At 37.9% G+C, this 21092-nt stretch carries 20 protein-coding genes and 2 pseudogenes; 12 read left to right on the top strand and 10 right to left on the bottom strand.

Annotated features, from left to right (window positions below; translation table 11 throughout):
* Window positions 1-1171: 1171 nt before the first annotated feature.
* The 8 genes from ACFIJS_RS05485 to ACFIJS_RS05450 form a co-directional block, all read right to left on the bottom strand.
* Entirely contained in the window at window positions 1172-1546 is a 375-nt protein-coding gene (locus tag ACFIJS_RS05485) for a hypothetical protein (RefSeq protein ID WP_375650516.1), read from the bottom strand.
* An 88-nt stretch (window positions 1547-1634) separates the two neighbouring features.
* Window positions 1635-2780: a DUF6990 domain-containing protein gene (locus tag ACFIJS_RS05480; protein WP_375650515.1), complete on the bottom strand. Its 1146-nt coding sequence runs from the start codon at window positions 2778-2780 to the stop codon at window positions 1635-1637.
* A gap of 13 nt (window positions 2781-2793) precedes the next feature.
* Window positions 2794-3159, bottom strand: a complete 366-nt coding sequence (locus ACFIJS_RS05475; protein ID WP_375650513.1) for a hypothetical protein — start codon at window positions 3157-3159, stop codon at window positions 2794-2796.
* Between the two features lie 228 nt (window positions 3160-3387).
* Window positions 3388-3744 carry a hypothetical protein gene (locus ACFIJS_RS05470; protein ID WP_375650512.1) on the bottom strand — a complete coding sequence of 119 codons (357 nt, stop codon included), beginning with the start codon at window positions 3742-3744 and terminating at the stop codon, window positions 3388-3390.
* Window positions 3745-4493: 749 nt separating this feature from the next.
* Complete coding sequence (locus ACFIJS_RS05465; RefSeq protein WP_375650511.1) at window positions 4494-4676, bottom strand: hypothetical protein; 183 nt, start codon at window positions 4674-4676, stop codon at window positions 4494-4496.
* Window positions 4677-5632: 956 nt separating this feature from the next.
* Complete coding sequence (locus ACFIJS_RS05460; RefSeq protein ID WP_375650509.1) at window positions 5633-6067, bottom strand: hypothetical protein; 435 nt, start codon at window positions 6065-6067, stop codon at window positions 5633-5635.
* Window positions 6068-6261: 194 nt separating this feature from the next.
* Window positions 6262-6891, bottom strand: coding sequence for a hypothetical protein (locus ACFIJS_RS05455; protein WP_375650508.1), 630 nt, complete (start codon window positions 6889-6891; stop codon window positions 6262-6264).
* Window positions 6834-7337 (bottom strand): hypothetical protein, encoded by a 504-nt coding sequence (locus tag ACFIJS_RS05450; protein ID WP_375650507.1) that lies wholly within the window; start codon window positions 7335-7337, stop codon window positions 6834-6836. Before ACFIJS_RS05450 ends, ACFIJS_RS05455 begins: the two co-directional genes overlap by 58 nt.
* A 2016-nt stretch (window positions 7338-9353) precedes the next feature.
* Between ACFIJS_RS05450 and ACFIJS_RS05445 the strand changes: the two genes are divergently transcribed.
* The gene (locus ACFIJS_RS05445) at window positions 9354-9923 is read left to right on the top strand and encodes a hypothetical protein (protein ID WP_375650506.1); all 570 of its coding nucleotides are present in this window, start codon (window positions 9354-9356) and stop codon (window positions 9921-9923) included.
* Between the two features lie 1416 nt (window positions 9924-11339).
* The gene (locus tag ACFIJS_RS05440; protein WP_375650504.1) at window positions 11340-12284 is read left to right on the top strand and encodes a YopJ/AvrA family T3SS effector serine/threonine acetyltransferase; all 945 of its coding nucleotides are present in this window, start codon (window positions 11340-11342) and stop codon (window positions 12282-12284) included.
* A gap of 346 nt (window positions 12285-12630) precedes the next feature.
* Here ACFIJS_RS05440 and ACFIJS_RS05435 read toward each other — a convergent pair whose 3' ends face one another.
* Complete coding sequence (locus ACFIJS_RS05435; protein ID WP_375650503.1) at window positions 12631-12837, bottom strand: hypothetical protein; 207 nt, start codon at window positions 12835-12837, stop codon at window positions 12631-12633.
* 172 nt (window positions 12838-13009) lie between these two features.
* Here ACFIJS_RS05435 and ACFIJS_RS05430 point away from each other — a divergent pair, with 172 nt between their 5' ends.
* From ACFIJS_RS05430 to ACFIJS_RS05385, 10 genes and pseudogenes are all read left to right on the top strand, one after another.
* A complete protein-coding gene (locus tag ACFIJS_RS05430) occupies window positions 13010-13672 on the top strand; it encodes a lysozyme (RefSeq protein WP_375650502.1) in 663 nt (220 codons plus the stop codon).
* Complete coding sequence (locus tag ACFIJS_RS05425) at window positions 13669-13905, top strand: hypothetical protein (protein WP_375650501.1); 237 nt, start codon at window positions 13669-13671, stop codon at window positions 13903-13905. The genes ACFIJS_RS05430 and ACFIJS_RS05425 overlap by 4 nt, the downstream gene beginning before the upstream one ends.
* Entirely contained in the window at window positions 13829-14041 is a 213-nt protein-coding gene (locus ACFIJS_RS05420) for a hypothetical protein (protein WP_375650499.1), read from the top strand. Before ACFIJS_RS05425 ends, ACFIJS_RS05420 begins: the two co-directional genes overlap by 77 nt.
* Window positions 14034-14234, top strand: a complete 201-nt coding sequence (locus ACFIJS_RS05415; protein WP_375650498.1) for a hypothetical protein — start codon at window positions 14034-14036, stop codon at window positions 14232-14234. Before ACFIJS_RS05420 ends, ACFIJS_RS05415 begins: the two co-directional genes overlap by 8 nt.
* 876 nt (window positions 14235-15110) lie before the next feature.
* On the top strand, window positions 15111-15299 hold the full coding sequence (locus tag ACFIJS_RS05410; protein ID WP_375650497.1) for a hypothetical protein: 189 nt from the start codon (window positions 15111-15113) through the stop codon (window positions 15297-15299).
* A 716-nt stretch (window positions 15300-16015) separates the two neighbouring features.
* Window positions 16016-16822, top strand: a pseudogene (locus tag ACFIJS_RS05405) (adenine-specific methyltransferase EcoRI family protein).
* Window positions 16823-16906: 84 nt separating this feature from the next.
* Complete coding sequence (locus ACFIJS_RS05400; protein WP_375650496.1) at window positions 16907-17452, top strand: hypothetical protein; 546 nt, start codon at window positions 16907-16909, stop codon at window positions 17450-17452.
* A 182-nt stretch (window positions 17453-17634) separates the two neighbouring features.
* Window positions 17635-18012: pseudogene (locus ACFIJS_RS05395) on the top strand (DUF262 domain-containing protein); the annotation flags it as partial.
* Window positions 18013-18074: 62 nt separating this feature from the next.
* Window positions 18075-18374: a hypothetical protein gene (locus tag ACFIJS_RS05390; RefSeq protein WP_375650494.1), complete on the top strand. Its 300-nt coding sequence runs from the start codon at window positions 18075-18077 to the stop codon at window positions 18372-18374.
* A 93-nt stretch (window positions 18375-18467) separates the two neighbouring features.
* A complete protein-coding gene (locus ACFIJS_RS05385) occupies window positions 18468-18650 on the top strand; it encodes an HNH endonuclease (protein WP_375650493.1) in 183 nt (60 codons plus the stop codon).
* A gap of 770 nt (window positions 18651-19420) precedes the next feature.
* Here ACFIJS_RS05385 and groL read toward each other — a convergent pair.
* Entirely contained in the window at window positions 19421-21064 is a 1644-nt protein-coding gene (gene groL / locus ACFIJS_RS05380) for a chaperonin GroEL (protein ID WP_375623201.1), read from the bottom strand.
* Window positions 21065-21092 lie beyond the last annotated feature (28 nt).

The following is a 21092-nucleotide window of genomic DNA, read 5'->3' as shown; positions in this document are numbered from 1 at the left end:
AATTCACAGAAAACAGGAAACTTCCGATAAACTGCCAAGCCTATTACAAGCCTATTAATTGGCATCAGCCCTTCTCACCAAACTCCTCCCATTCCAATGACGCATTTCACACTCCAACCTTTACGCCTCCATTGGCACCCTCTTCTCCCCAACCTCGCCACAACCCTCATGTTCTTGAGCAAACACCATCCTTGACTTTACAGTTCCACGTTTTTACGATTTTGCAAATTCACAGAAAACAGGAAACTTCCGATAAACTGCCAAGCCTATTACAAGCCTATTAATTGGCATCAGCCCTTCTCAAACAGAGATCAGCGTAAAAGAAGCAATCGCATGATCTAAAACTTATGCCTCCCCCATGACATAAGCGCTACACACACTTTTTCAGCGCTGCGTTTAATTGTTTTGTAACCCTGCAATACGATATCAAACGCTTTATAAAAGAAATATACAGTGCCACAATAGGTATTGTTAAGAACAAATCAAAACACCCCCCAGCAGAACGAACAAAACCACCGTGGAAGCTGCCGCCATTCCGTAATGCATTTTATCCCCTTCTCTTTATAAATTGATTTGTGTGGTATAAATTGATTTATTGGGTTGCTTCAGTCACTTCTTCCAATTGCTGAATTTTCTTTTTCAACCGAGAAGTTAAAATTTCACGAAGGATCACAATAACAGGGATCGTTGCAAAAATACATACAGATAAAAAAACCAGAAAAACGAGAGAATGGCAATATATTCAAATCTGCTCTCATCTATCTCAGCAGCTATAGCTATCCCTTTACAGTAAATCACATAGACATAAACTTTGAAAACCATAATGATGAGAGAGAGGCATGCGTGGAGGATATAATCTTTGCATGAAAAAGCGAGCATTTTTTTTAACGAATGGGAACTTATCTGTGTTTCTCGTTCTAAGTTTTGCTGCACTCTCTCTTTCTTTTTTACGCTTTTTTCAAAGAAACAAAAACGCTATGGATGTTCTTTCATCAAACGTCTTTGTTTTTTCACTCTGTAATAGAGCCTCAAACGCTTGATTAAAGAATAATGAGGCAGCACAATAATCATATTCACAAAAATGGCAAAAACTGTAACTGCATTTAGAAGAAAATATCCAAACGGCAGAAACAAAATAAAAAGCGCGATCTTACCTTTCATGCGTATAATCTCATTGATTAATCTCTTGCTGCTTTGTTTTTTCTTTTAGTTTTTTCTTTATTTTTTTCAATTTGTGCTCTTTAAAGCGACAAAGCCCCCAAAGGATTGGAAGAGGAGTGAGAAGACAAAACCAAATCAACACCGGTAAGAGAAAAATAAGAGAACCAATTCCTTCCCATCTTGTCCATTGCAACAGCTGTACCAGAGATTTTGCCCCCGCAGGAACTTCTAAAGCCATCATGATAAGGCATGTACAAAACATGATAAAAAAGCGGCGCCCTATTATTTTACACCTTTCCACCCCTTTACGCCTTTCCACTGAAGACACCATAAATTTTCTAAATGAAAAGAAAGACATTTCAAATGTTACTTTTTTCTCCTGCATTATTCCCCTCTGCTTTTACGCTGCGCGCTTTTTACGCATTATTTTTAGGTTTAAGCTCTTTTTAACTTATCTAACCTCTTTATTTTTCTCAATAAATTTTTTCATCAATCCCAATTTCTACATCCATATATCTTACTTCCCCATCCTTTATGTAAAGAATATGGGGACGATAGTTTTTTCCATCAACCTCACAAATCGTATCCTTTTCGTAAACAAAATATCCCTGTTGCCTTAATTCTTCTCTTTTTTCCTCGATCAAATTTTCGTAAATATATCTTCTTCTATTGCACAAACTGGGATCTGTGGCTCTAAAATATTCATAGCTCTCCACCTCCATGGAAAAATCCTTTGCCGCCTGTTGAAGCAAATCGTAACTGGGTTGCTTTGTCTTTTCTACCGCCTGAGCAATTATCATCGCGCGTTCCAGATGCTCTTCTTCGATGCTTGTTTCAAAGCCTAGCTTCTCACCTTCCATAAAGCTTTTGTGATAAGAGTGTAAAGTTTCAACATCGCCCATCAAAGCCAGAACCGCAAGATAACGCAGGGAATAAGAAGTCAACCGAGGAACCACAGTTTTGTTTTCCCAAGGCAGGATTCTATATTGAGAGTGAAGCATCTTGCCAAGATCAACCTCTGTCATTGCCTTTTCTAAAGCTTTCTCGAGTGCACGACGTAAACATCCAACGCTTACCTTTTCTTCAAAAATTTCCAACCCCTTCATATCAAAACTCAATTCAAGAGCAATCAAGCCTCCAGAATTATAAGGGTCTATTGTTTGGCAAGCCGCCGCATGGATACCAGAAACCACCGCAATTGCACAATCAAATCGCGGATACCCCTTCTCAGCATTATAAAGAAACTGCACTTCGCGATCTGGTAAATAATAGGTGGCCAAATGATCTCCTTTTCCTTCAATTTCCACCTTCCATCCCAAACTCTTTAAAAGCGCCGTTGCACTTTCCATCGTTAAGATTTCTTCATCAGAAAGAGAAAACTCTTTTTCCTCAGATAACTTAATCATCGGCATTTCCCCAAGCTGCTCAAAAGCAACAGGTTGCTCAAGCACGCGGCTTAATTCTTTTGTCACTTGGCAATACAGTCTCACCCGCTTGAAAGTAGAGTAATACAATGCCCAAATAAACATCATGACGACAGCAGAAACCAGCGTGAAAAGCGTCAAGCCCACACCCCACGAGAGTACAACAATAATATCCATCATTTTAATATCTATCATTTTCCCCGCCCCTTCATGCGCTGTTTTGTTGAGAAGCGGTTTTTCTCTGCTTCCAGATTGCTTGCTCCAACATATCGATCTTTTCTTTCAACATAACCGTGAAAATGATACGAACCACAAAGGCAACAGGGATGAACAAAAAAATAAACCATGATATAAGCCGCATGATTAACAAGAGAGCTGCCACGACATCCCCTTCCCACTCCACCAACTTCCACCCAAGCAAAATTGGTACGAAGCGAAGAACCGTTCTCAAAGCTGCCACAATGAAAGCAATACAAAAGATGACTTTATAATTTTTGCGTGTCAGAAACGCTTCTTCCAGCGAAAAAGACCGTAATTCTTCATCCAATGGTGCATTTTTTCCATTGCCCCTCATTTTTTATCCCTCATTTGTCTCAATTTCTAAGCCATTTTCATGAACCGAAGCTTTCGTTCTCGCAATGGATGAGGGTTCATCAATATCAAACGCTTGTATCCCTCATCTTTTATAAAGACAATATCAGCGGTGCATTTTTTTCCATCACCTTCAAACATCGCACGAATAGAAACTCTCCTACAATGCATGAGAATATATAAAGACCAGTATTCATTTTCTGCCCGCCCTTCACACGCTGTTTTGTTGGTAAGCCGTTTTTCTTCGTTTCCAGAGTGCTTGATCCAACTGCTCGATCTTTTTTTTCAACAAACGCGTAAAAATGATGCGGACCATAAAGGCAACAGGAATGAGTACAAAAAGAAGCGTTGATATAAAACCCAATATTAATGCTAAAATGAACAGGATATAATTCCACCACCCTGTCAAATCCCACTCAAAAAACATAAAGAATGCCACTTTAAAAGCGGCAATAATGAAAGCAATGCAAAAGATGACTTTATAATTTTTTCGTGTCAAAAACGCTTCTTCAAGCGAAAAAGACCGTGGATTTTCATCTAATAGTGCATTTTTTTCATTGCCCCTCATTTTTTATCCCTCATTTATCTCAATTTTTAAGCCATTTTCATGAATCGAAGCTTTCCTCCTCACAATGAATGAGGGTTCGTCAATATCAAGCGCTTGGATCCCTCATCTTTTATCAAAGACAATATCAGGGCTACATTTTTTTCATCGACTTCAAACATCATGTTTTCATCACCCACAGTGTATCCCCTATTGTCTTAAGGCTTCTCTTTTCTCCTCGATTAAATTTTCATAAGAATATCTTCTTCTATTGCACAAATATGGGGCTCTGACTCTAAAATTCTAATCGCTGCTCTTTTTATTTCCAGGAGACAAGCTCCTTTCAAAAAAAGAAGCGAACTGGTGCAAAAAAATCGTAACGAAGCTGCTTTTTCTTGACCTCTACTTGAACCATCCGCAAAGCCGGCCCAAATAGATTTTTTCGATATTTTTTTCAAAGCCCAAACTTTCATCTTCCATAAAACTTTTGTGAAAAGGGTGTAAAGTTTTAACATCAGCCCTCAATGCCAAAGCCCCAAAGTAGCGCAGCAAAGAAGAAGCCACTGAGATATCATAACTCCTTTTTCCAAGGTGGTGCCCCCATATGAAAGCCAAGTACGCTGCCAAGATCAACCTCGTTCATCGTCCTTATCTAAAGCTTCCTCAAGCAACGGCATCATCGCCAGGCTCTTACCTTTTCCTCAAAAATTTTCAATCCCTTTGCCTCAATACCCGTTGTCAATCTGGCAAATCCCCAAAATGATAAGGATGAATCATTTGGCAGCCGCAACATGCATACCAGCGCCTCCCACCATTCCATCATCAAATTGCACAAAACCTTTTTCATCCAGATAGAGAAACTGTCCTTCAGTCTCGTAAATAAATAGATGTTCTGCTTTTCTTTCAATTTCTCTCCTCAAACCCAAGCTTTTTAAAAGCACTGTTGCACTTTCCATGGGGCAAAACGTCTTAATCAAAAACTTGGTTTTTTTGGCTTGCCTTCTTTATGCACCTTGCCTTTCCATTTTTTCGAAAAAATGGATTTTTCTTCCCCGAGCACCGCCGCCGCATCTTTTGCTTTAAGTATAGATTTTTCGCTCTCAATATCCCTTGATAAGACACATTTTTATACTTGATAAAAAGAAAATAAATTACAATATTTCTCTCTTAAAGAAAAAACCAACAGCAAGTGAAGCCCAAGAACAATAACAGCCCCCCTTCACTTTTCCCCCTTACAAGCTTGCAAGAACCCCACTCAAGCAAGAGCCTCAATTCTTTTCAAAACACGACACAAATATAAAAAAAGCATAAAACGTGAAGTGCACCCCATGCTCCTTAATGAACAAGTCAAAAGCAATGCTTATAGCAACAAAAGCCTCTCTTCACTTTTTTCCTTCACTCACTTTTCCCTCGCTCACATTGTATAGTATGATTGGTGCTTTTTTCTGCTCAACCTCTTCTTCTAATTTCTGCACCATTTTCTTCAACTGATGGGTCACGATAAAAAGCATAATAAAAACAATCGGTAAGAATAAAAAAGCACAGGAAAGCATCTATGCCAGTGGCTTGAATACGACAAAAGAAACAAAGTGCTTCCCTCTCCATATCTTAACGATAGCAGTTATAACCATTGGAGCTGTCACTATGACCGTAGAAATAGAGGATATTTTTTATAGTCTTGTCAAACAAGAGAAAGCTGTTTTTTATCAAACACTCTGCTACTTTTCATTTTTTGGAGATCTGTTTTAAGGCAATATCGCGTTCATTCAGTACGCATTTCAGTTCCTTTTTCACGCGACAATACAACCACGCACGCTTGATAAACAGGTAATAAATGATAAAAACCGGCACCCATATTAAAACATTTAAGAACGTAAAGAGCAGGAAAGAAAAGGCTATTAATGTTATAAGACTACTCGTCACTTTGTCCCCCTTCCACATTCTGCATACGGATTGCCTGATCGCGTTGTTTTATTGCTTCTTCCAATTGTTGAAGCGTTTTTCTCAATTTTCTTGTTAACTTTATGCACATAATCCCAATGATCGGAAAAACGAGAAGAATCCCTAACCATATAAAGTTATAGCGAATGCCTGAAAGCGGCGGCATTATAAAGCTAGCCATACTATCCTTCCACCATACCAAATGTGCGATAGAGAAAGCAGATTGCAAAACAGCAAAGAGAATAAAGACGAAAAGAATTATTTTACATTCTTTTGAAGAAAGAGGCAGAGATTCTTTGTAGTTAAGAAAGCGTATTTTCGCATCAAGGGTCTTATGCGCGAGATTGTGTCTTTTCATTTCTCCCAGATCATTGCGCAATTGTTGTATGGGTTGCTTTTGTTGCATCGTACTCTTTTTCAAGTCTTGAGCGAGTTTAAAGGATAACCTCATATGCTTGATTAACAGGTAAGGAAGCCTGACTATGACCATAAACATTAAAATGGCAATAATGATGTACCCTAAAAAAGCCAAATATTCTACGATGATGCCCACTTTTTTCCCCTATCATATTGATGTGAAGTTATCATTTTATCCTCTACTCAAGAAAATATTTCTAATCTCTTGACTGTTTTTTTCACGCCATAATGAAGGAGACTATGGAGAATTAAAATAACAGGTAAAGAAACAACAATACATGCCCAGAACCAAAACAGCAACTGCACGACAAAATCAACAATGTGAAGCACTATAGGCGCGTGATTGTGCAAAAAAATGACAGGTTTTGGAAGAAAAGCGAAAAAAACGACAACACCTGCACAAAGTGCAACCATAACGCACGCGATAGAAAAAATTTTTCGATAATCTTTTTTTGAGAGACGCAAAGATTCTTTAAAAGAAAAAGCACTAAACTGTGTTGCAAGAACCGTATTCTGTCCTCTCCCCTCTGCCTGATAGTGCCCTAAATTCTGCGCTGCACCCTTTTTTAATTTCCTTCGCATCTTACATAACAAGATTGTCCGTTTTATCAAAGAATAATAAAGTGCAAAAATTGTCATCATGGTAGAAAACAGTATCATGATCCACGCAGAATAAATAAAAATAGTCGTCCCTAAGGAGGTCAATAATAGAATTATTAAAAAAGGCATTACAGAAGCGGTCACTTTCCCCCCTATCATATTTTGTTGAGAGATTGGTTGTCTAGCTGTTGCTGCTCTGGCAATGTCTCCCACAGTTTCATCATTTCCTTCACATCCCGTTTCAAGATGGCGTTAAAGATAGAAAAGAGTGGAAAGAACACCACAAGAACAGCCAAAACCATTTGCGGTAAGAGACATAAAAAAGCCCAAACACTATTCCATCCTACATTGCGAAGAAATTCGATCGCAGGAAACCGTATAAAGCCCTGAATCATTCCTTGAAGATCTTCTTGTTTTGTTTTTCCCATTGCTTGAAACTGTTCTCTGGATATAACGTAAAAAAAATTCAAAGGATTCATATAGACAGTCGCGGCAAAAAGCACCAACAAGAGAATAGCCAAACAACAAATGATGACATAATCGTTTGTTGAAAGCACCATCCATTTTTTGAAAGCTGCCGATTGATCCAACACTGGCTGTGATACAAAAGCCGTATTTCCCTCATGGACAGATTGGTGTTGTGATTTATCTTTGATCATACGGATACTCCCCCACTTCTAAAATACGCCCTCAATATTTGATAGCGCGCGACCAGCACGGTAAATTCGCTTAGCACTCTTCTCAGAATAAAGCAAGCACTATAATCCCCTCTAAATATTTTATTCACTTGCCTTATACGCGCTTATACGTGAAGCACTTACAAGCCCAAACACCCCTTTTCCTTCCTTTATCGATCACATAAACCCTAGAGAACACCGTTTTACAAAAATCCAACAAATATTTAATCTAAAAAACATCTCATGTAGAAAACTGACATGCCCACCATAAACAACAGTGTTTTCACCGCTTAAATGAAGCCGAGTATATATGAAGCAAAGGATGATGATATTCCCTGCCACATCTCAAAGATTGAAGATTTTTAAACCCACATCAGTTTGTAAAAAATCCCATTGCTCTTAAGTGCACTCCACCTGCTGAGCACTTATAAGCTCCACTTGCATAAAGCGCTCTACGGAAAAATCCTTCCTTAACATTAGCACCTAAAATATTTTAATACTGTAATGCCTTATGAGCCTTCCTATCCCTGCCTCAAATGACAGTATTTTATGGCATAACAAGACAAAAAACATTTTCACAAGTGCTTTGTATCTTGATAATCAACACATCCCAAATGCTGTCAGATTTTCTCATTTCAAACTTTTCCTATATTGAAGCAATCAAATTTATTTTCTTGCACATAAAAGGGTGGGGAGCCATGCAGAGTGAAACTGTACAATAAAAATGCCTCTTATAAACCGTTTCAAGTGCCAAGAGCTGTATACATATTGGGGATTGGCAAAGTGTGTGATAGTACCAGCTTACGCTTTTATGAAACCTAAAAATGATGATGCTCAATAGACTTATATTATCATGGGATTTTATATTATCATGAAAGCTTTACCATGATATCCTTCATGAACCACCGTCGTGAAATGGGCTCAAGCACATGTAAGAGATGTCTCTTGAAAATAAGCATGTGAATATGCAACAATAAGTATATTCCGTTTGGGGCATTGTGTATGACATGAGAGATATGCCCCCAGAATGTGATAAACAAGAACGCGCTAAACAAAAGCGTGAAGCAATAAGCACACCCCACAGACCAAACAACCGATTATCTAAAATGTGCCTACAGCAGCTTTGAAATTTTTCAATTCTCATTTTAGAATTTCTTGATTAAAAAAGCCCTATTTTAAAATTAAAAAAGAAATGTCTCACACCTCATAGCCCCACCTTTATAAAAGCATCTCTTATAAACGCCTCTTTTATCAAGCTACCTGCCCCGCTTATAAAGCCTCTTTAAATATTACATCCTGTTATTTAACCATTTAAATGACACCCTCCTTTTTTATGATAAAATCCATTAAAACAGCAAAAATGAAAATTTTATCCTCTATAAAAGACGACTATAAATCGTTTGACCCTTCACAGTTTATTTTGTTATTTGAACTGATAAACGATATTTTATTTGAAAAGACAAGGATTTTATGCTATTATTAAGTATATTGAAAAGTTTGTTTTTTACAGCTCTGTGCCGCTCAAAAGAAGACAAAATCCTCTATAAAGGATAAAGATATACGTAGCAGCCTGATCTATATCAGACATCTTGGTACAGTGCCCAATAAGAAAACCCCAATATGCCTCTCACTAACAAAACCCCACGAATAATAAAAACAATGATTTTTCAAAAGGGAAACTAAAAAATTTCCGCAAAGCGCTCATGAAAAAAAAGGCAAATAAGCCGCTATCCATGATAAAATAAGCATGATAGGGGCGAGAAATAAGACTGATAGGGGTAAGATAAGAATGGTAAGAAACACCTTGAAGATGATTTTTTCATCCCACACTGTCACTGTTCATTGTGCTTAAAGACGCCTTTAGTATCCGTTTCTCCTTTGGTCTACAAAGGCTTATATTCCCACACTATTTGCTTCCCCAGTATTGGCTCTAAGTGCTTTTTACATCACTGTCCCCCATCAACAGACAGTTTATTTTTCATTTAAATGGTTAAGTTCATGAAAATACGTAAAAAACGCGGTAGACCGAGAATAAAAGGCAAACTCAGAGAGCCCAATGGCCGTATTTCACGTGCCCAAAGTCCCAGCGAATCCGCGCTTCAATCTGCGATTGAAATGCGTGCAAAACACTTTGGTTTAAGCCTCGAAGAAGCGAAAAATCCGCTTGTCGGAACCTATATTGGGCGTCTTTGTTTGCTTGGCTATAAAGAGGATTCATCAGGTATCAGTAAAGAGCAATATGATACGGCGCAACGATACTTGCAAATCAGAAACGACTATTTATGTGCAAAAGGCTTACCAAACGGTTATTATGATGGTTTTACGCACAACGCATCAGATGAGAAAGCAAAAAAGCAATGGGTTCAAAGAGCAACGAATTGCTATGAAGATATGCAAGAAGTGATTAAAGAAGCGCAATATTTGCATCGTCAACACAACTTTCATGCAGCATTACAATATCTTGTTATAGAAGATCAACCGCTGCCTACTCTTGTTGGTTCATTGCGTATTATTCTTGATACCCTTTATAAACATTTTGACTATTCTAGCAAAAAGAGCATTGACTAAAAACACCCATCGTTTCCTCTCCATCACAGGATAAAGATTCTAAACCTCCCCCTTTGTAACATGCCCCTTTGTAAAGAGACAATCCTTCTCGGCAAGTTACACTTGAGATCCACTGAGGCTTGCCCTTTCATAGAATTTCATGCGATTGACGGGCTTAAAGCACGCAATAAACAAGCTTTAAAATATCTACCACGCCCTTTAAAAAACGCTTCAACCTGTCAAAGAGACTTACCTTATATCTACCCATGCCTCAAAAGACAATAATTCACGGCATGGGCAGGATAAATATTGCCCTCTCTTTCAGACAGCAACTACTCCCCATCACCCCCCCCATTGTAACAAACCGCCCTCATCATACACTTTTCCCCCAATATCACGACATCCTTAGCTCTTGAGACAATTCATTATGGCATTTAAGTCCTTTCTTTTAAAATTCTATACGGCTTTCCTGATCTTATGACAGACAAAAGACATGGCTTTGATTGCAGCATAATCTGGATTTCTTATTCAAGATAAATAAAGACAAAAATATCATTATAAATCAACATGTTATTATTAAAATAACACGTTGATTTTTTACAAAATTAAAAGCATTGTCTCTTAAACAAAAGAAAAAGCCCTCACCAACAATCTCCTCGCTCATCAACAATAGCACAGGAAACCTACCCATCACGTCACCGCTAACACGACAGCCAGCACAGCCCAAATCACCAACACAATCGCAACACCTACGCTTTGCCCCGCAACACCTGCCAACCACCACCTTCCCAATTCCATCAATAAAATACCACGGATTTCAAAACCACAATTCTCCCCTCACCCTTCACCTTACCCCCTCCCTTTTCAAAGGAGAAAATTTTTTACCGCATCAAAAACTTTCCCATTAAAACAATATATTTTGCTGCATAGCTAATGAATGAGCTTTTTTCCCGCAATAAAAAAGAAAAATAATCGTTTTGCTGTTGACAGAATATGAAAAATCGTATTTAATGACGGGTGCGGTAAGGGGTTTTTTATGCCTAGATTTCATTATCAAATGTTTGGATTATTATAGACTGTTATCAAACGGTCTGTTTCGCGACAATCTTTAAAAGTTTACTGTTTGAAGATATCTTTCGTCTTTTTCTGACTGTTTTCTTTTGCATCATCCAATTTGCATCACCAACAACTCTATAATTTTGAGATTTTCAAAACAAGCCGTATTCACGGGCTCCCAATAGAACGCACTCATAATACTCCAATAAAATACCCATGCAATACATCACAGAAATGACGAGCAATACATATGAAAACGGCATCATTATGCTCTCATCGCCTCACCTTTCAAGATGCAAAGGCTTGTTTTTCAAAACATTGTTTAGCCAGAATTGAAGAAGATAATATCACTTATCGATCATCAACATAGAGGCTAAGATTATGAAGCCACAAGATTCTCCCCCACCTCATTCCTCACAAACACCAGAAGGAGCAAGTGCACCTGAAGGAGCGCATGCAAATGCATCATTAGACACTCTTACTGCACATTTAGAACACCCCAGCAGCGAAAAAGGAAAAAATATCCCATTCGATCGTGAGGAATTAAAAAATATCATTGCTCGTTTAGAAGATGACATCTCAACGGGCCGTTGGTTCTCAGCTGATTATGCAAGTATAGATCTTAAACTGATGCCAGCCTTGGTAGAACAAGCAAATCGTAAATATCCTGAAATGCACCTTCAATTAGTAGCATCATCTCACGACTTTGCCCTTAAACTAAAAGAAGCCATCGAAAACGGCGTTCAATCTTCTAGATTTATCATTCACACAAAGGATGGAGGCATCCATTTTGCACTCATTGATCATCAAACCGTCGATGACAAAATGTCCGTGATATTTTTTGAACCTACAACATTTAACAATATGAAACCAGCAGTGCTAGCATTAAGAACACAATTGGCCATTAAAGCGCATGAATTGTCTAACTGTTCTTTTGCTATGGCAGAAATGGACATTCAACGCAGTTCCTCTGAATGTGGAATGTTTTGTTTAGCGCTCGCCAAAAAGCTTTATGCCGAATCTGATAAATTAAAAAGGCTGCACAACGATAATATTAAGGGGGTATTATGTAAACCAGACACGCCTTTACCTGCTGAAAAATTAGATACATATCTTCCAACCACTTTTTATAAACACACACAAGGGAGAAGACGTCTTGCGGAATATCTAAAAGCCAATCCGGATGCTGAATATGAAACAGTAAACAAAAAAGGCGAGACTTTAACAGAGAGATTTGAGAAAAGCTTAGTGACAGCAGAAGGAAAAACTGTTTCTGTTTCACAACACAGAAAAAGAACAACAGAATACAAATCTTTGATGATGTAATTAAGATTTTTTTCCTATCCATAAAGAACGAAGTTATGCTGCTTGACGGTGAATCGTGAACTTCTGTTAGCAGATCTTCTTTTCCGTTTGTAAGCAGTTAAAGAGTTAAACAGTATGCAGCGTGACCTCTTAGAGAAAAAAGATGGAACAGTCCTGTTCCATCAAAATCAGCTGATTTTAAAATTGTATCAAAATTCCAAAGCTCTTCTTAACAATGATCTATATTTGAATATACAGAAGGCTGAATACATAAAATATTTTATGGTTTTGGATGTTAAGTAAAAGCACACGCTTCCTCCTGTAGATTTTTCTAAGAATGTTCGCTTTTATCTCAAGCGCCTCCACATCAGGACCACTTGCCAGGACAACCGCAATCACCAACACCAATGCCAACACAAATGATTGTGCACCCCCTCCAACCTTCACCCATCATGCCACCGCTAACACAACCGTAATACCATTGCGTAATCAACACAATCGCTAACATCACCAGCACCAATAAGACCCTATCAACAAACCAGCACAAAGTCTCAAAACCAACAACCTCTCTCAATGGGAAACACCAGCCAAACCAACCATTATCCCATTCCCTAAGATGCCAAAACTAACCTTTTGATTTCATCAAAATTTCACGTCTCTTCTGTTTTTGAAGAGTGAAAAATTTCATTTTTAATATGTTGACCAGCCTCACTTTCAACGTGAGGCTTTATTTTATGGAGAAGCAAATGAGAAAAATATCATCAGCAGGGCTTGCACTCATTAAACAGTGGGAAGGATTGCGTTTACAAGCCTATAAAGATGCCATCGGGGTATGGACAATCGGCTATGGACACACCAGCACTGTTGGCAAACCGTTCGTTCACAAGGGCATGATCATTACTGAAAAACAAGCAGAAGAAATTCTTTCTCACGATTTAAGAAAATTTGAAAATACCGTTGAAAAACATGTGACAGTTTCCTTAACGGATGAACAATTCGCCGCGTTAGTATCGTTTTGCTATAATATAGGAACATCGGCTTTTTGTAATTCGACCCTGCTCAAAAAACTCAATAACGGCGAATATGAAGCCGTCCCTGCTGAATTACAAAAGTGGACCAAAGCAGGAGGGAAACGTCTTCACGGTCTTGTGCACCGTCGTGCAGCCGAAGCAGGATTATGGGCAAAAGGTGCTTATGTTTCTCCCAACTACCAAACCGTAGAAACGCAAGCACCAATGGGATTTTTCAAAGCAGAAGCGCTTACACCCATTGTTGGTTCTTTTTCTGGAATTGGAGGCTTATTGGCAGGCAATGGTCCCATCCAATGGGCATTGGCAACCATTATGGTTTTAGCCGCCTGTGCTGGCATCTTCTTTGTGGCAAAACGGTTTCAGGAGCAGCGCTTATGATGTGGTGGATGAAAAAAAATTTGATGATAACAGGAGCGGCTCTGACCGCTTTTTTTATCGCTTTAGCAAAAGTGTTCACTCTTGGAAAAAAGATTGAACAACAAAAGCAAATAGAAAAAACGCTAAAGTCATCAGCAACACGGCTAGAGGTAGAAAATGAAATTAATCAAAAAAGTGATCCTGATGTACGCGCTGCTCTTACTCACTGGTTGCGCGATAAAAACAATAAATGAGCCTTTTTCTTGCGTTGGTTGGATGCCTATTTATTTAGACAAAAAAGATCTCAATACCATCAGCTCAAATCTTGCAAGAGATATTTTAAAGCATAACAAACAAGGGGAAGACTTGTGTGGGTGGAAACATGGCTAGAAAAAAAACAGAGCTTACAGAACAGGAAAAAGAAATCCTACAAGAAATCATCACGACTTATAAAAGTGTAAAAATAATGTCACGCTATACGAAGTGGATTATATTCATCATTTTCTTATTAGCGCTCGATTTTTCACGTATCGTGGATGCGTTGGCAAGCATTTTTACACAAAAATCGAATATTCAGCTCTAAAATAAATAAAAAACGTGAGACGTGTGAAATCTTTTTTTTAATATAAAAAGCCATTCGTTATTTTTTGAAAACACGGAAATTTTATTGATGATTTTTCACGTCTCATGGGAAATTTGTACACACTTTTCATAAACGCTTTCATAATTGGTAACATAAGAAAATGATCATACCAACGTACATTTTTAAAATAACCTATTGATGCTCAAAAGATTTTATACTCTTCACAAATCCCATCGGGAAGATATTATCGCGAAAAAATTAAAAATATTTAAAGATATTTTTTTAATAAGCGCATAAGTAAATAACACAAGGGTATTAACTTGCCTAAAGTCCCCATTCTTTAGGCTTAAAAAGAGAGTAATCGGACACCACCCTACACATTACCAATCCTCAATATTTATAAAACCCCCTGTTTATAAAAAAACTGACTATTTGAGAACATTCATGAGAGGCATTTTTATTTTCTTTGAGTATTTTACCCTATCCCCCCACTTGTGAGGTATAAGAAAATGATTGAGCTTGTTTCAACATAAGAGAGAATTGAAATTAAAAAAGTCCACCGTAATAAAAATTTCTTATTCAACATACAAAATAATGAATAATTATTATAAATAAAAGCATTGCGCCATTAAAAGTTTTGCGATTAAAAAATGCGAAGCAACACATGATTGTCGTTATTTGCAAGAATGCAATGCTCTTGAAAATTGTCAAACCACATCACATTGATTTATAACTATCATGAAGCATTGTTCAACTTGAATTTAAACTCTGCATATCTTAGGATTCTCTCATTTCCAAACCTGTCTCCTTTTGAACCAATTCAAGCCATATCGCTTGCACATTACAATGTAGGGATCAAAACTATACAAGAAAGTCATGCCTCTTATAAACCGTCTCACGGACCAACGGCTTATCATAACATTAAGAGCTGAAGACGTCTATCAACCCTATCAATCTTTTTATTTTCCTCACGCACACTTGAGTGGACGTAGCTACCGTCCATGTGGATTTCACCATTTAACGGAAACAAATCTTTTTGGGCTTGGAGTGATTCACGGATTTTAGAGGCTTGTGTAGCTTGCCAGCGGATTTTGTATAATTTGCCACTAGGTTTTGTACCAATTTATTTTTTTCAAAGAGTTTTAAAGGGCTCTCAAAGGGTCTTCAAAGACCTTTCAAAGCCTTCTCTCATTTTTACGATAAAAACGCACTTTTTTCTGATTTTCGCTCTTTTTTACTCTTTTTTACAATTTTAGGTGTCAAAATCGATTTTGAAAAAGAGTGCATTTAATGGTAAAAAATAACCATAAAAACAACAAATTACCACCTAATCCCCCCTTTTCCCACTTAGTACAAAACCTAGTGTCAAACTACATTTATACTGAACATCTAGGTCACGAGATAGCTGTAGGGCTGATATACCCTTCACCGCATTGACATAAATGGCCCAAGCAAAAAAATCGTCCGTAATGGCAATTTATGGTGAGGAAAGATAGTGCTTGATATTACACTAAAGCGATGTTTGCAATGCTTACATTGCCATTGTTTACGACTAGCAATGTAATAGGCTTTATTTTGTACTTAGCATTTCAGGCAAACCACAATTTCTATACTCCCAACGCAATTCACACAGCATAACCCTTGTCATCACTTAACCGAACAATGGCTAGTGACGACATACTACGAGCATGGGTTGTTAGTAAGAAGTGTTTGGTCATAATTTAAGCCTGTTAATCATCGTTTATAATAATTCTATGTTTTAAATAGTGAGAAAATCCGATATGCAACATTCAAAAAGCGATGAATGGCGAAATAAAGCCAAAGGCATTGTTAAAGCGGAAATTGTCCTTAGAAACCTTAGCTATGCTGATGTGGCAGAAAAGTTAAAAGACTTAGGTATTGAGGAAACCCCATAGAACCTTAGCAATAAAATTTCTCGCGGAGCTTTTGGGGCGGATTTTATGTTGCAGGTTTTGACTGCGATTGGAGTAACTTTACCAAGTATTTCGCTCAAAACTTTGAACGATTTGGCTTTAAAAAAACTCATTAGCACCCGTTACGCACATACCAGTAAAGATTTACAAGCTGATTATCAGCCGTCTTTATTTGAAATTCAAAGCCCAAATTATGACAAAGATAAATCGGTAAAACAGGGTAAAATATTCACCCTTGATAAAGACAATCACCATGACGGCAAAGTCGATATTAAGGATTTGCAATGGCATTACCTTAATGGCACAGGGGATTTGAAAATAGATGAAATCAAAGCCTTGCGAGATGAAGCGGATATGATTATCACCAATCCACCCTTTTCGCTATTTCGTGAGTTTTTGGCATGAATAGTGGAAGCGGATAAACAATTTTCCATTATTGGAAATATGAACGCCATTACCTGTAAAGACATATTTTCACTCATTAAAAACAATGAAGCATGGTTAGGTGCGACCATGAATAGTGGTGATAGAGAGTTTAGAGTGCCTGAAAGCTACCCACTTGAAGCAGCAGGATTTAGAATTGATAACGAGGGGAATAAATATATTCGTGTACAAGGCGTTCGTTGGTTTACAAATATCGACCCTTGCAACTGATGACAATGGTAGAAAATCTTAAATTTAAGAGAAATTCAGTTAAAAGGCTTATGTGGTCTTATCATTGAGCAGTTATGCTTTACTATGCTTAATTACTACAATACAAGTAAAAATGTTTCTATACAAATAGATAGTTCAAATAATTCTATCAATCAAGTTGATATAAAGATTATCAAAAGATGGAAAGACCAATCAGACATTGAACATCAAGCCATAAAAACACTAGAGATACGCTCCTCTTTTCCATTTAAGCCGATAGCAGAGGCTATAATAAAAGATTTTGATATATTAGGTACTTATACTAACCATGTTAAAACTATAGAAATGGATAAAGATTTCTATTTGCGTTTTCTTTTTATTATTGATTACAGTAACGGGCAGTTCGTTAAAAATAATAAAGGCGGTATAGATTATAGTGCTACTACAGTTAAGTTTTTAAATGAACAGTATTTCGATGATAATTTATTTTTGAAACGAGATTTGGTTGTCTATTTTGTCGGTGGGGCTACCAAAGAAATGATGCTTGATGACACGATGTCATATTATGGCTCTATGCAGTCAAATAATTTCAATAAGTCTAGCACCGCAAAATATCGAAAATTAAAAATGCCCTTTATTGTATTTCTATAATTCAACTAATGTTAAATGTTGTCGCTGATGAAGCATCTAACGGGAAATAAGAATAATTTATGAAAACCACGCTTAAGACCTATACCATTGCCGATATCTGTCATGGATTCACCTACAACGAATTTGAAAGCAAAGGCTTATTTGGTTTATCAGGCAAACTTACCATTTAACCTGAATACCAACGCAATTATAGCTATGCTGATGGTAAACATGATGTTGCCGTTACTGAGTCTATTCTAAAGGGTTACTCATTGGGTTTGTTGTATTTTAACCAAACAGGGGATGGTATCTATGAGGTTTTAGACGGACAGCAACGCATTACCAGTATCGGGCGATTTGTTACCAATAAATTTGCTATCATGGATAACAATAAGACCCCGCAATATTTCAACTCACTACCGCCTGAACAGCAAGATTTGATTAATAAAACCAATCTTTTAGTATATGTGTGTGACGGCGAGGAAATCGAAATTAAAAACTGGTTTAAAACCATCAACATTGCAGGCGTACCACTCAATGAACAAGAATTATTAAATGCTGTTACTCAGGCAAATTTGTAACCCTAGCAAAAGCCGAATTTAGCAACAGTCAAAACGCCAATATTAACAAATAGGCGAGTTATGTGCAAGGGTCAGCTTTATGCCAAGACTTTTTAGCCACCGCCCTTGAATGGGTCAGCCGTAACAATGTAGGCGACTACATGAGCCGTCACCGTCATGATGACAACATTAGCAAACTAAAAACCTATTTTAATACCGTAATTGACTGGGTATCAGAGATTTTTTCTACTGCTGAGAAAGAAATGCAGGGGATCGAATGGGGACGACTATATGAAACCTACAAATCCAAGCCTTACAATCCGCAAACCATTAGTGAGCAAGTAAAAAAACCTATATGCAGACCCTTATGTCAAAGACCGTAAAGGAATTTTTGAATATGTGCTAAGTGGTATGTAAGAGTATTTGATGAAGCTACCAAAAAATCAACCTATGCCAAACAAACCGCCAATGCCGAAGTGAATGAGATTTCAAACTGCCCGCTATGTGCAATCAGTGACAATGGCAATAAAAATAAAATTTGGAAAATTGCCGACATGGATGCAGACCATGTGACCTCTTGGAGTAAAGGGGGGGCAACCGACAAGGCTAATTGTGAAATGTTATGCAAAACTCATAATAGAGCTAAGGGTAATAAATAACACAAATCACTAATAAACATTGGTTTTGTAAAAGTGTTACATAATGACGGGATTTCAACCAAAAAGACACGCAAGCAACAAAAGTTTGAGGCATCATCTTCATTATTTAATAAGATATTACTATAAGTCATAAAGCAAAAAGAGGATGGCAAGACGAGTGATTATATGCCTTTACATCCTTCCTCAATGAAGCTGTCTTTCCTATGGCAGAGATTAACCAAACAGAGATAGGCTTGTCCCAGTTACAAAAACCCTTTAACAGAGCAAACCCTGAATTTTTTTTCACACAAAAGCTTAAACACCAGCATCTTATTCATAAAAAAACAAACAAGACCCAACATGCTCTGTCCAACTTTCTCTCTTCAACTTTCAATGGGAACTAACTCTTGCGTTGGTTCATAAAAACCATTCGCACTTCTAAAGCACAAATACAGGATTTTTTAATGGTGCATGCATAAACTTGAAATGAAAAAATAGAACTGTATAAGGAAGAAATGACTATAAATCAAAAAGTTTTATTTTTATCAATAAAATATTTTCAAAGGAAACCACAATCCCCGCACAATAAAAACATCTCATAAATGCAAGAGAAAAAGTCATGAATAAAGAGAGAGATCTATTCACACAATGGCGTTACCATCAATCAATGAAAAATAAAAAAATGCTATAAGATAACTGTCATAAAAGGAAGAACTGTACGAAACGTAAAAAAGCATTAAAAAAAACGGGCACAGAATGCCCGTTTTTTCATTATCTCTATGGAAAAGAGCTTAGAAATCCATTCCGCCCATTCCACCCATTCCGCCACCAGGCATTGGAGGCATTGGCGTATCTTTCTTTGGAACTTCAGCAACCATTGCTTCCGTTGTAATCAGAAGGCTAGCAATTGAAGCCGCATTCTGGAGAGCAGAACGCACAACTTTCACTGGATCAACAATTCCCAAAGAAATCAAATCACCGAACTCACCGGTTGCGGTATTGTAACCATAAGTGTCAGCATTATTTTCCAGCACTTTGCCCACAATAATCGCGGCTTCTTCACCGGCATTGGTTGCGATTTGACGTGCTGGCGCTTGGAGAGCACGGCGAACGATATGAATACCAGCTTCTTGGTCAGGATTACTTCCCTTAACGGTCAACGCATTTGCTGCACGCAACAATGCGGTACCACCACCAGCAACAATACCTTCTTCAACAGCAGCACGTGTTGCATTCAAAGCATCATCAACACGGTCTTTCTTTTCTTTCACTTCAACTTCTGTTGCACCACCCACACGGATAACAGCAACACCACCAGCGAGTTTAGCAAGTCTTTCTTGCAGTTTCTCACGGTCATAGTCAGAAGTTGTTTCTTCAATCTGAGCCTTGATTTGATTGACGCGAGCAGTAATTTCAGACTTTTGTCCAGCACCATCAATAATGGTGGTGTTTTCTTTAGAAATATTCACTTTCTTTGCACGTCCAAGCATATCCAAAGTGACATTTTCAAGTTTAATACCCACATCTTCAGAAATAACCTGTCCGGATGTCAAGATTGCGATATCTTCAAGCATTGCTTTACGACGATCACCAAATCCAGGTGCTTTTACAGCAGCAATTTTCAAACCACCACGCAACTTGTTGACCACGAGCGTTGCCAAAGCTTCACCTTCCACATCTTCAGCGATAATGAGAAGCGGTTTTCCAGATTGCACAACAGCTTCAAGCACAGGAAGTAAGGATTGCAAATTAGACAGCTTTTTTTCGTGAATGAGAATGTAAGGATCATCAAGATCAGCGACCATTTTCTCAGCATTTGTGACAAAATAAGGGGAAAGATAGCCACGGTCAAATTGCATTCCTTCAACGACTTCTAATTCCGTTTCAGCAGTTTTAGCTTCTTCCACAGTAATGACGCCTTCATTGCCCACTTTTTCCATAGCATCAGCGATCATTTTACCGATTTCAGCAGCGCCATTAGCAGAAATTGTTCCTACTTGTGCAATTTCTGCTGAAGTTTGGATTTTTTTTGCTTTTTTGAAGAGGTTTGCCACCACCTCATCCACAGCAGCATCAATCCCGCGTTTAAGATCCATTGGGTTCATACCCGCAGCAACAGCTTTAACACCTTCTTGCACAATAGCTTGTCCTAGAACAGTAGCTGTTGTTGTTCCATCACCAGCGATATCATTGGTTTTAGAAGCAACTTCGCGCAACATTTGCGCACCCATATTTTCGAACTTGTCTTCCAGTTCGATTTCTTTTGCAACGGATACACCATCTTTTGTGATGCGAGGCGCACCGAATGATTTATCAATCACCACATTGCGACCTTTAGGGCCGAGTGTCACCTTAACAGCATTAGCAAGGATGTCGACACCGCGCAACAAACGCTCACGCGCTTCACGGCCAAATTTGACTTCTTTAGCAGCCATTTAATTTCTCCTTGGAGTTTTCTCAAAA

It is taken from the genome of Bartonella sp. OT172YNZD (assembly GCF_042193725.1).
Taxonomy (GTDB): domain Bacteria; phylum Pseudomonadota; class Alphaproteobacteria; order Rhizobiales; family Rhizobiaceae; genus Bartonella; species Bartonella grahamii_A.
The sequence above is the reverse complement of the archived record's forward strand: the minus strand, read 5'-3'. Positions and strand labels throughout refer to the sequence as shown.

Bases quoted from the DNA above. Each gene is read 5' to 3' on its own strand.
- ACFIJS_RS05465 (WP_375650511.1), bottom strand. From the start codon at position 4,676: ATGGAAAGTGCAACAGTGCTTTTAAAAAGCTTGGGTTTGAGGAGAGAA.
- ACFIJS_RS05460 (WP_375650509.1), bottom strand. From the start codon at position 6,067: ATGCAACAAAAGCAACCCATACAACAATTGCGCAATGATCTGGGAGAA.
- ACFIJS_RS05470 (WP_375650512.1), bottom strand. From the start codon at position 3,744: ATGAGGGGCAATGAAAAAAATGCACTATTAGATGAAAATCCACGGTCT.
- ACFIJS_RS05440 (WP_375650504.1), top strand. From the start codon at position 11,340: ATGAAGCCACAAGATTCTCCCCCACCTCATTCCTCACAAACACCAGAA.
- ACFIJS_RS05480 (WP_375650515.1), bottom strand. From the start codon at position 2,780: ATGATAGATATTAAAATGATGGATATTATTGTTGTACTCTCGTGGGGT.
- ACFIJS_RS05450 (WP_375650507.1), bottom strand. From the start codon at position 7,337: ATGATCAAAGATAAATCACAACACCAATCTGTCCATGAGGGAAATACG.
- groL (WP_375623201.1), bottom strand. From the start codon at position 21,064: ATGGCTGCTAAAGAAGTCAAATTTGGCCGTGAAGCGCGTGAGCGTTTG.
- ACFIJS_RS05410 (WP_375650497.1), top strand. From the start codon at position 15,111: ATGCCTCTTATAAACCGTCTCACGGACCAACGGCTTATCATAACATTA.
- ACFIJS_RS05445 (WP_375650506.1), top strand. From the start codon at position 9,354: ATGAAAATACGTAAAAAACGCGGTAGACCGAGAATAAAAGGCAAACTC.
- ACFIJS_RS05430 (WP_375650502.1), top strand. From the start codon at position 13,010: ATGAGAAAAATATCATCAGCAGGGCTTGCACTCATTAAACAGTGGGAA.
- ACFIJS_RS05420 (WP_375650499.1), top strand. From the start codon at position 13,829: ATGAAATTAATCAAAAAAGTGATCCTGATGTACGCGCTGCTCTTACTC.
- ACFIJS_RS05415 (WP_375650498.1), top strand. From the start codon at position 14,034: ATGGCTAGAAAAAAAACAGAGCTTACAGAACAGGAAAAAGAAATCCTA.
- ACFIJS_RS05485 (WP_375650516.1), bottom strand. From the start codon at position 1,546: ATGCAGGAGAAAAAAGTAACATTTGAAATGTCTTTCTTTTCATTTAGA.
- ACFIJS_RS05475 (WP_375650513.1), bottom strand. From the start codon at position 3,159: ATGAGGGGCAATGGAAAAAATGCACCATTGGATGAAGAATTACGGTCT.
- ACFIJS_RS05400 (WP_375650496.1), top strand. From the start codon at position 16,907: ATGCTTAATTACTACAATACAAGTAAAAATGTTTCTATACAAATAGAT.
- ACFIJS_RS05425 (WP_375650501.1), top strand. From the start codon at position 13,669: ATGATGTGGTGGATGAAAAAAAATTTGATGATAACAGGAGCGGCTCTG.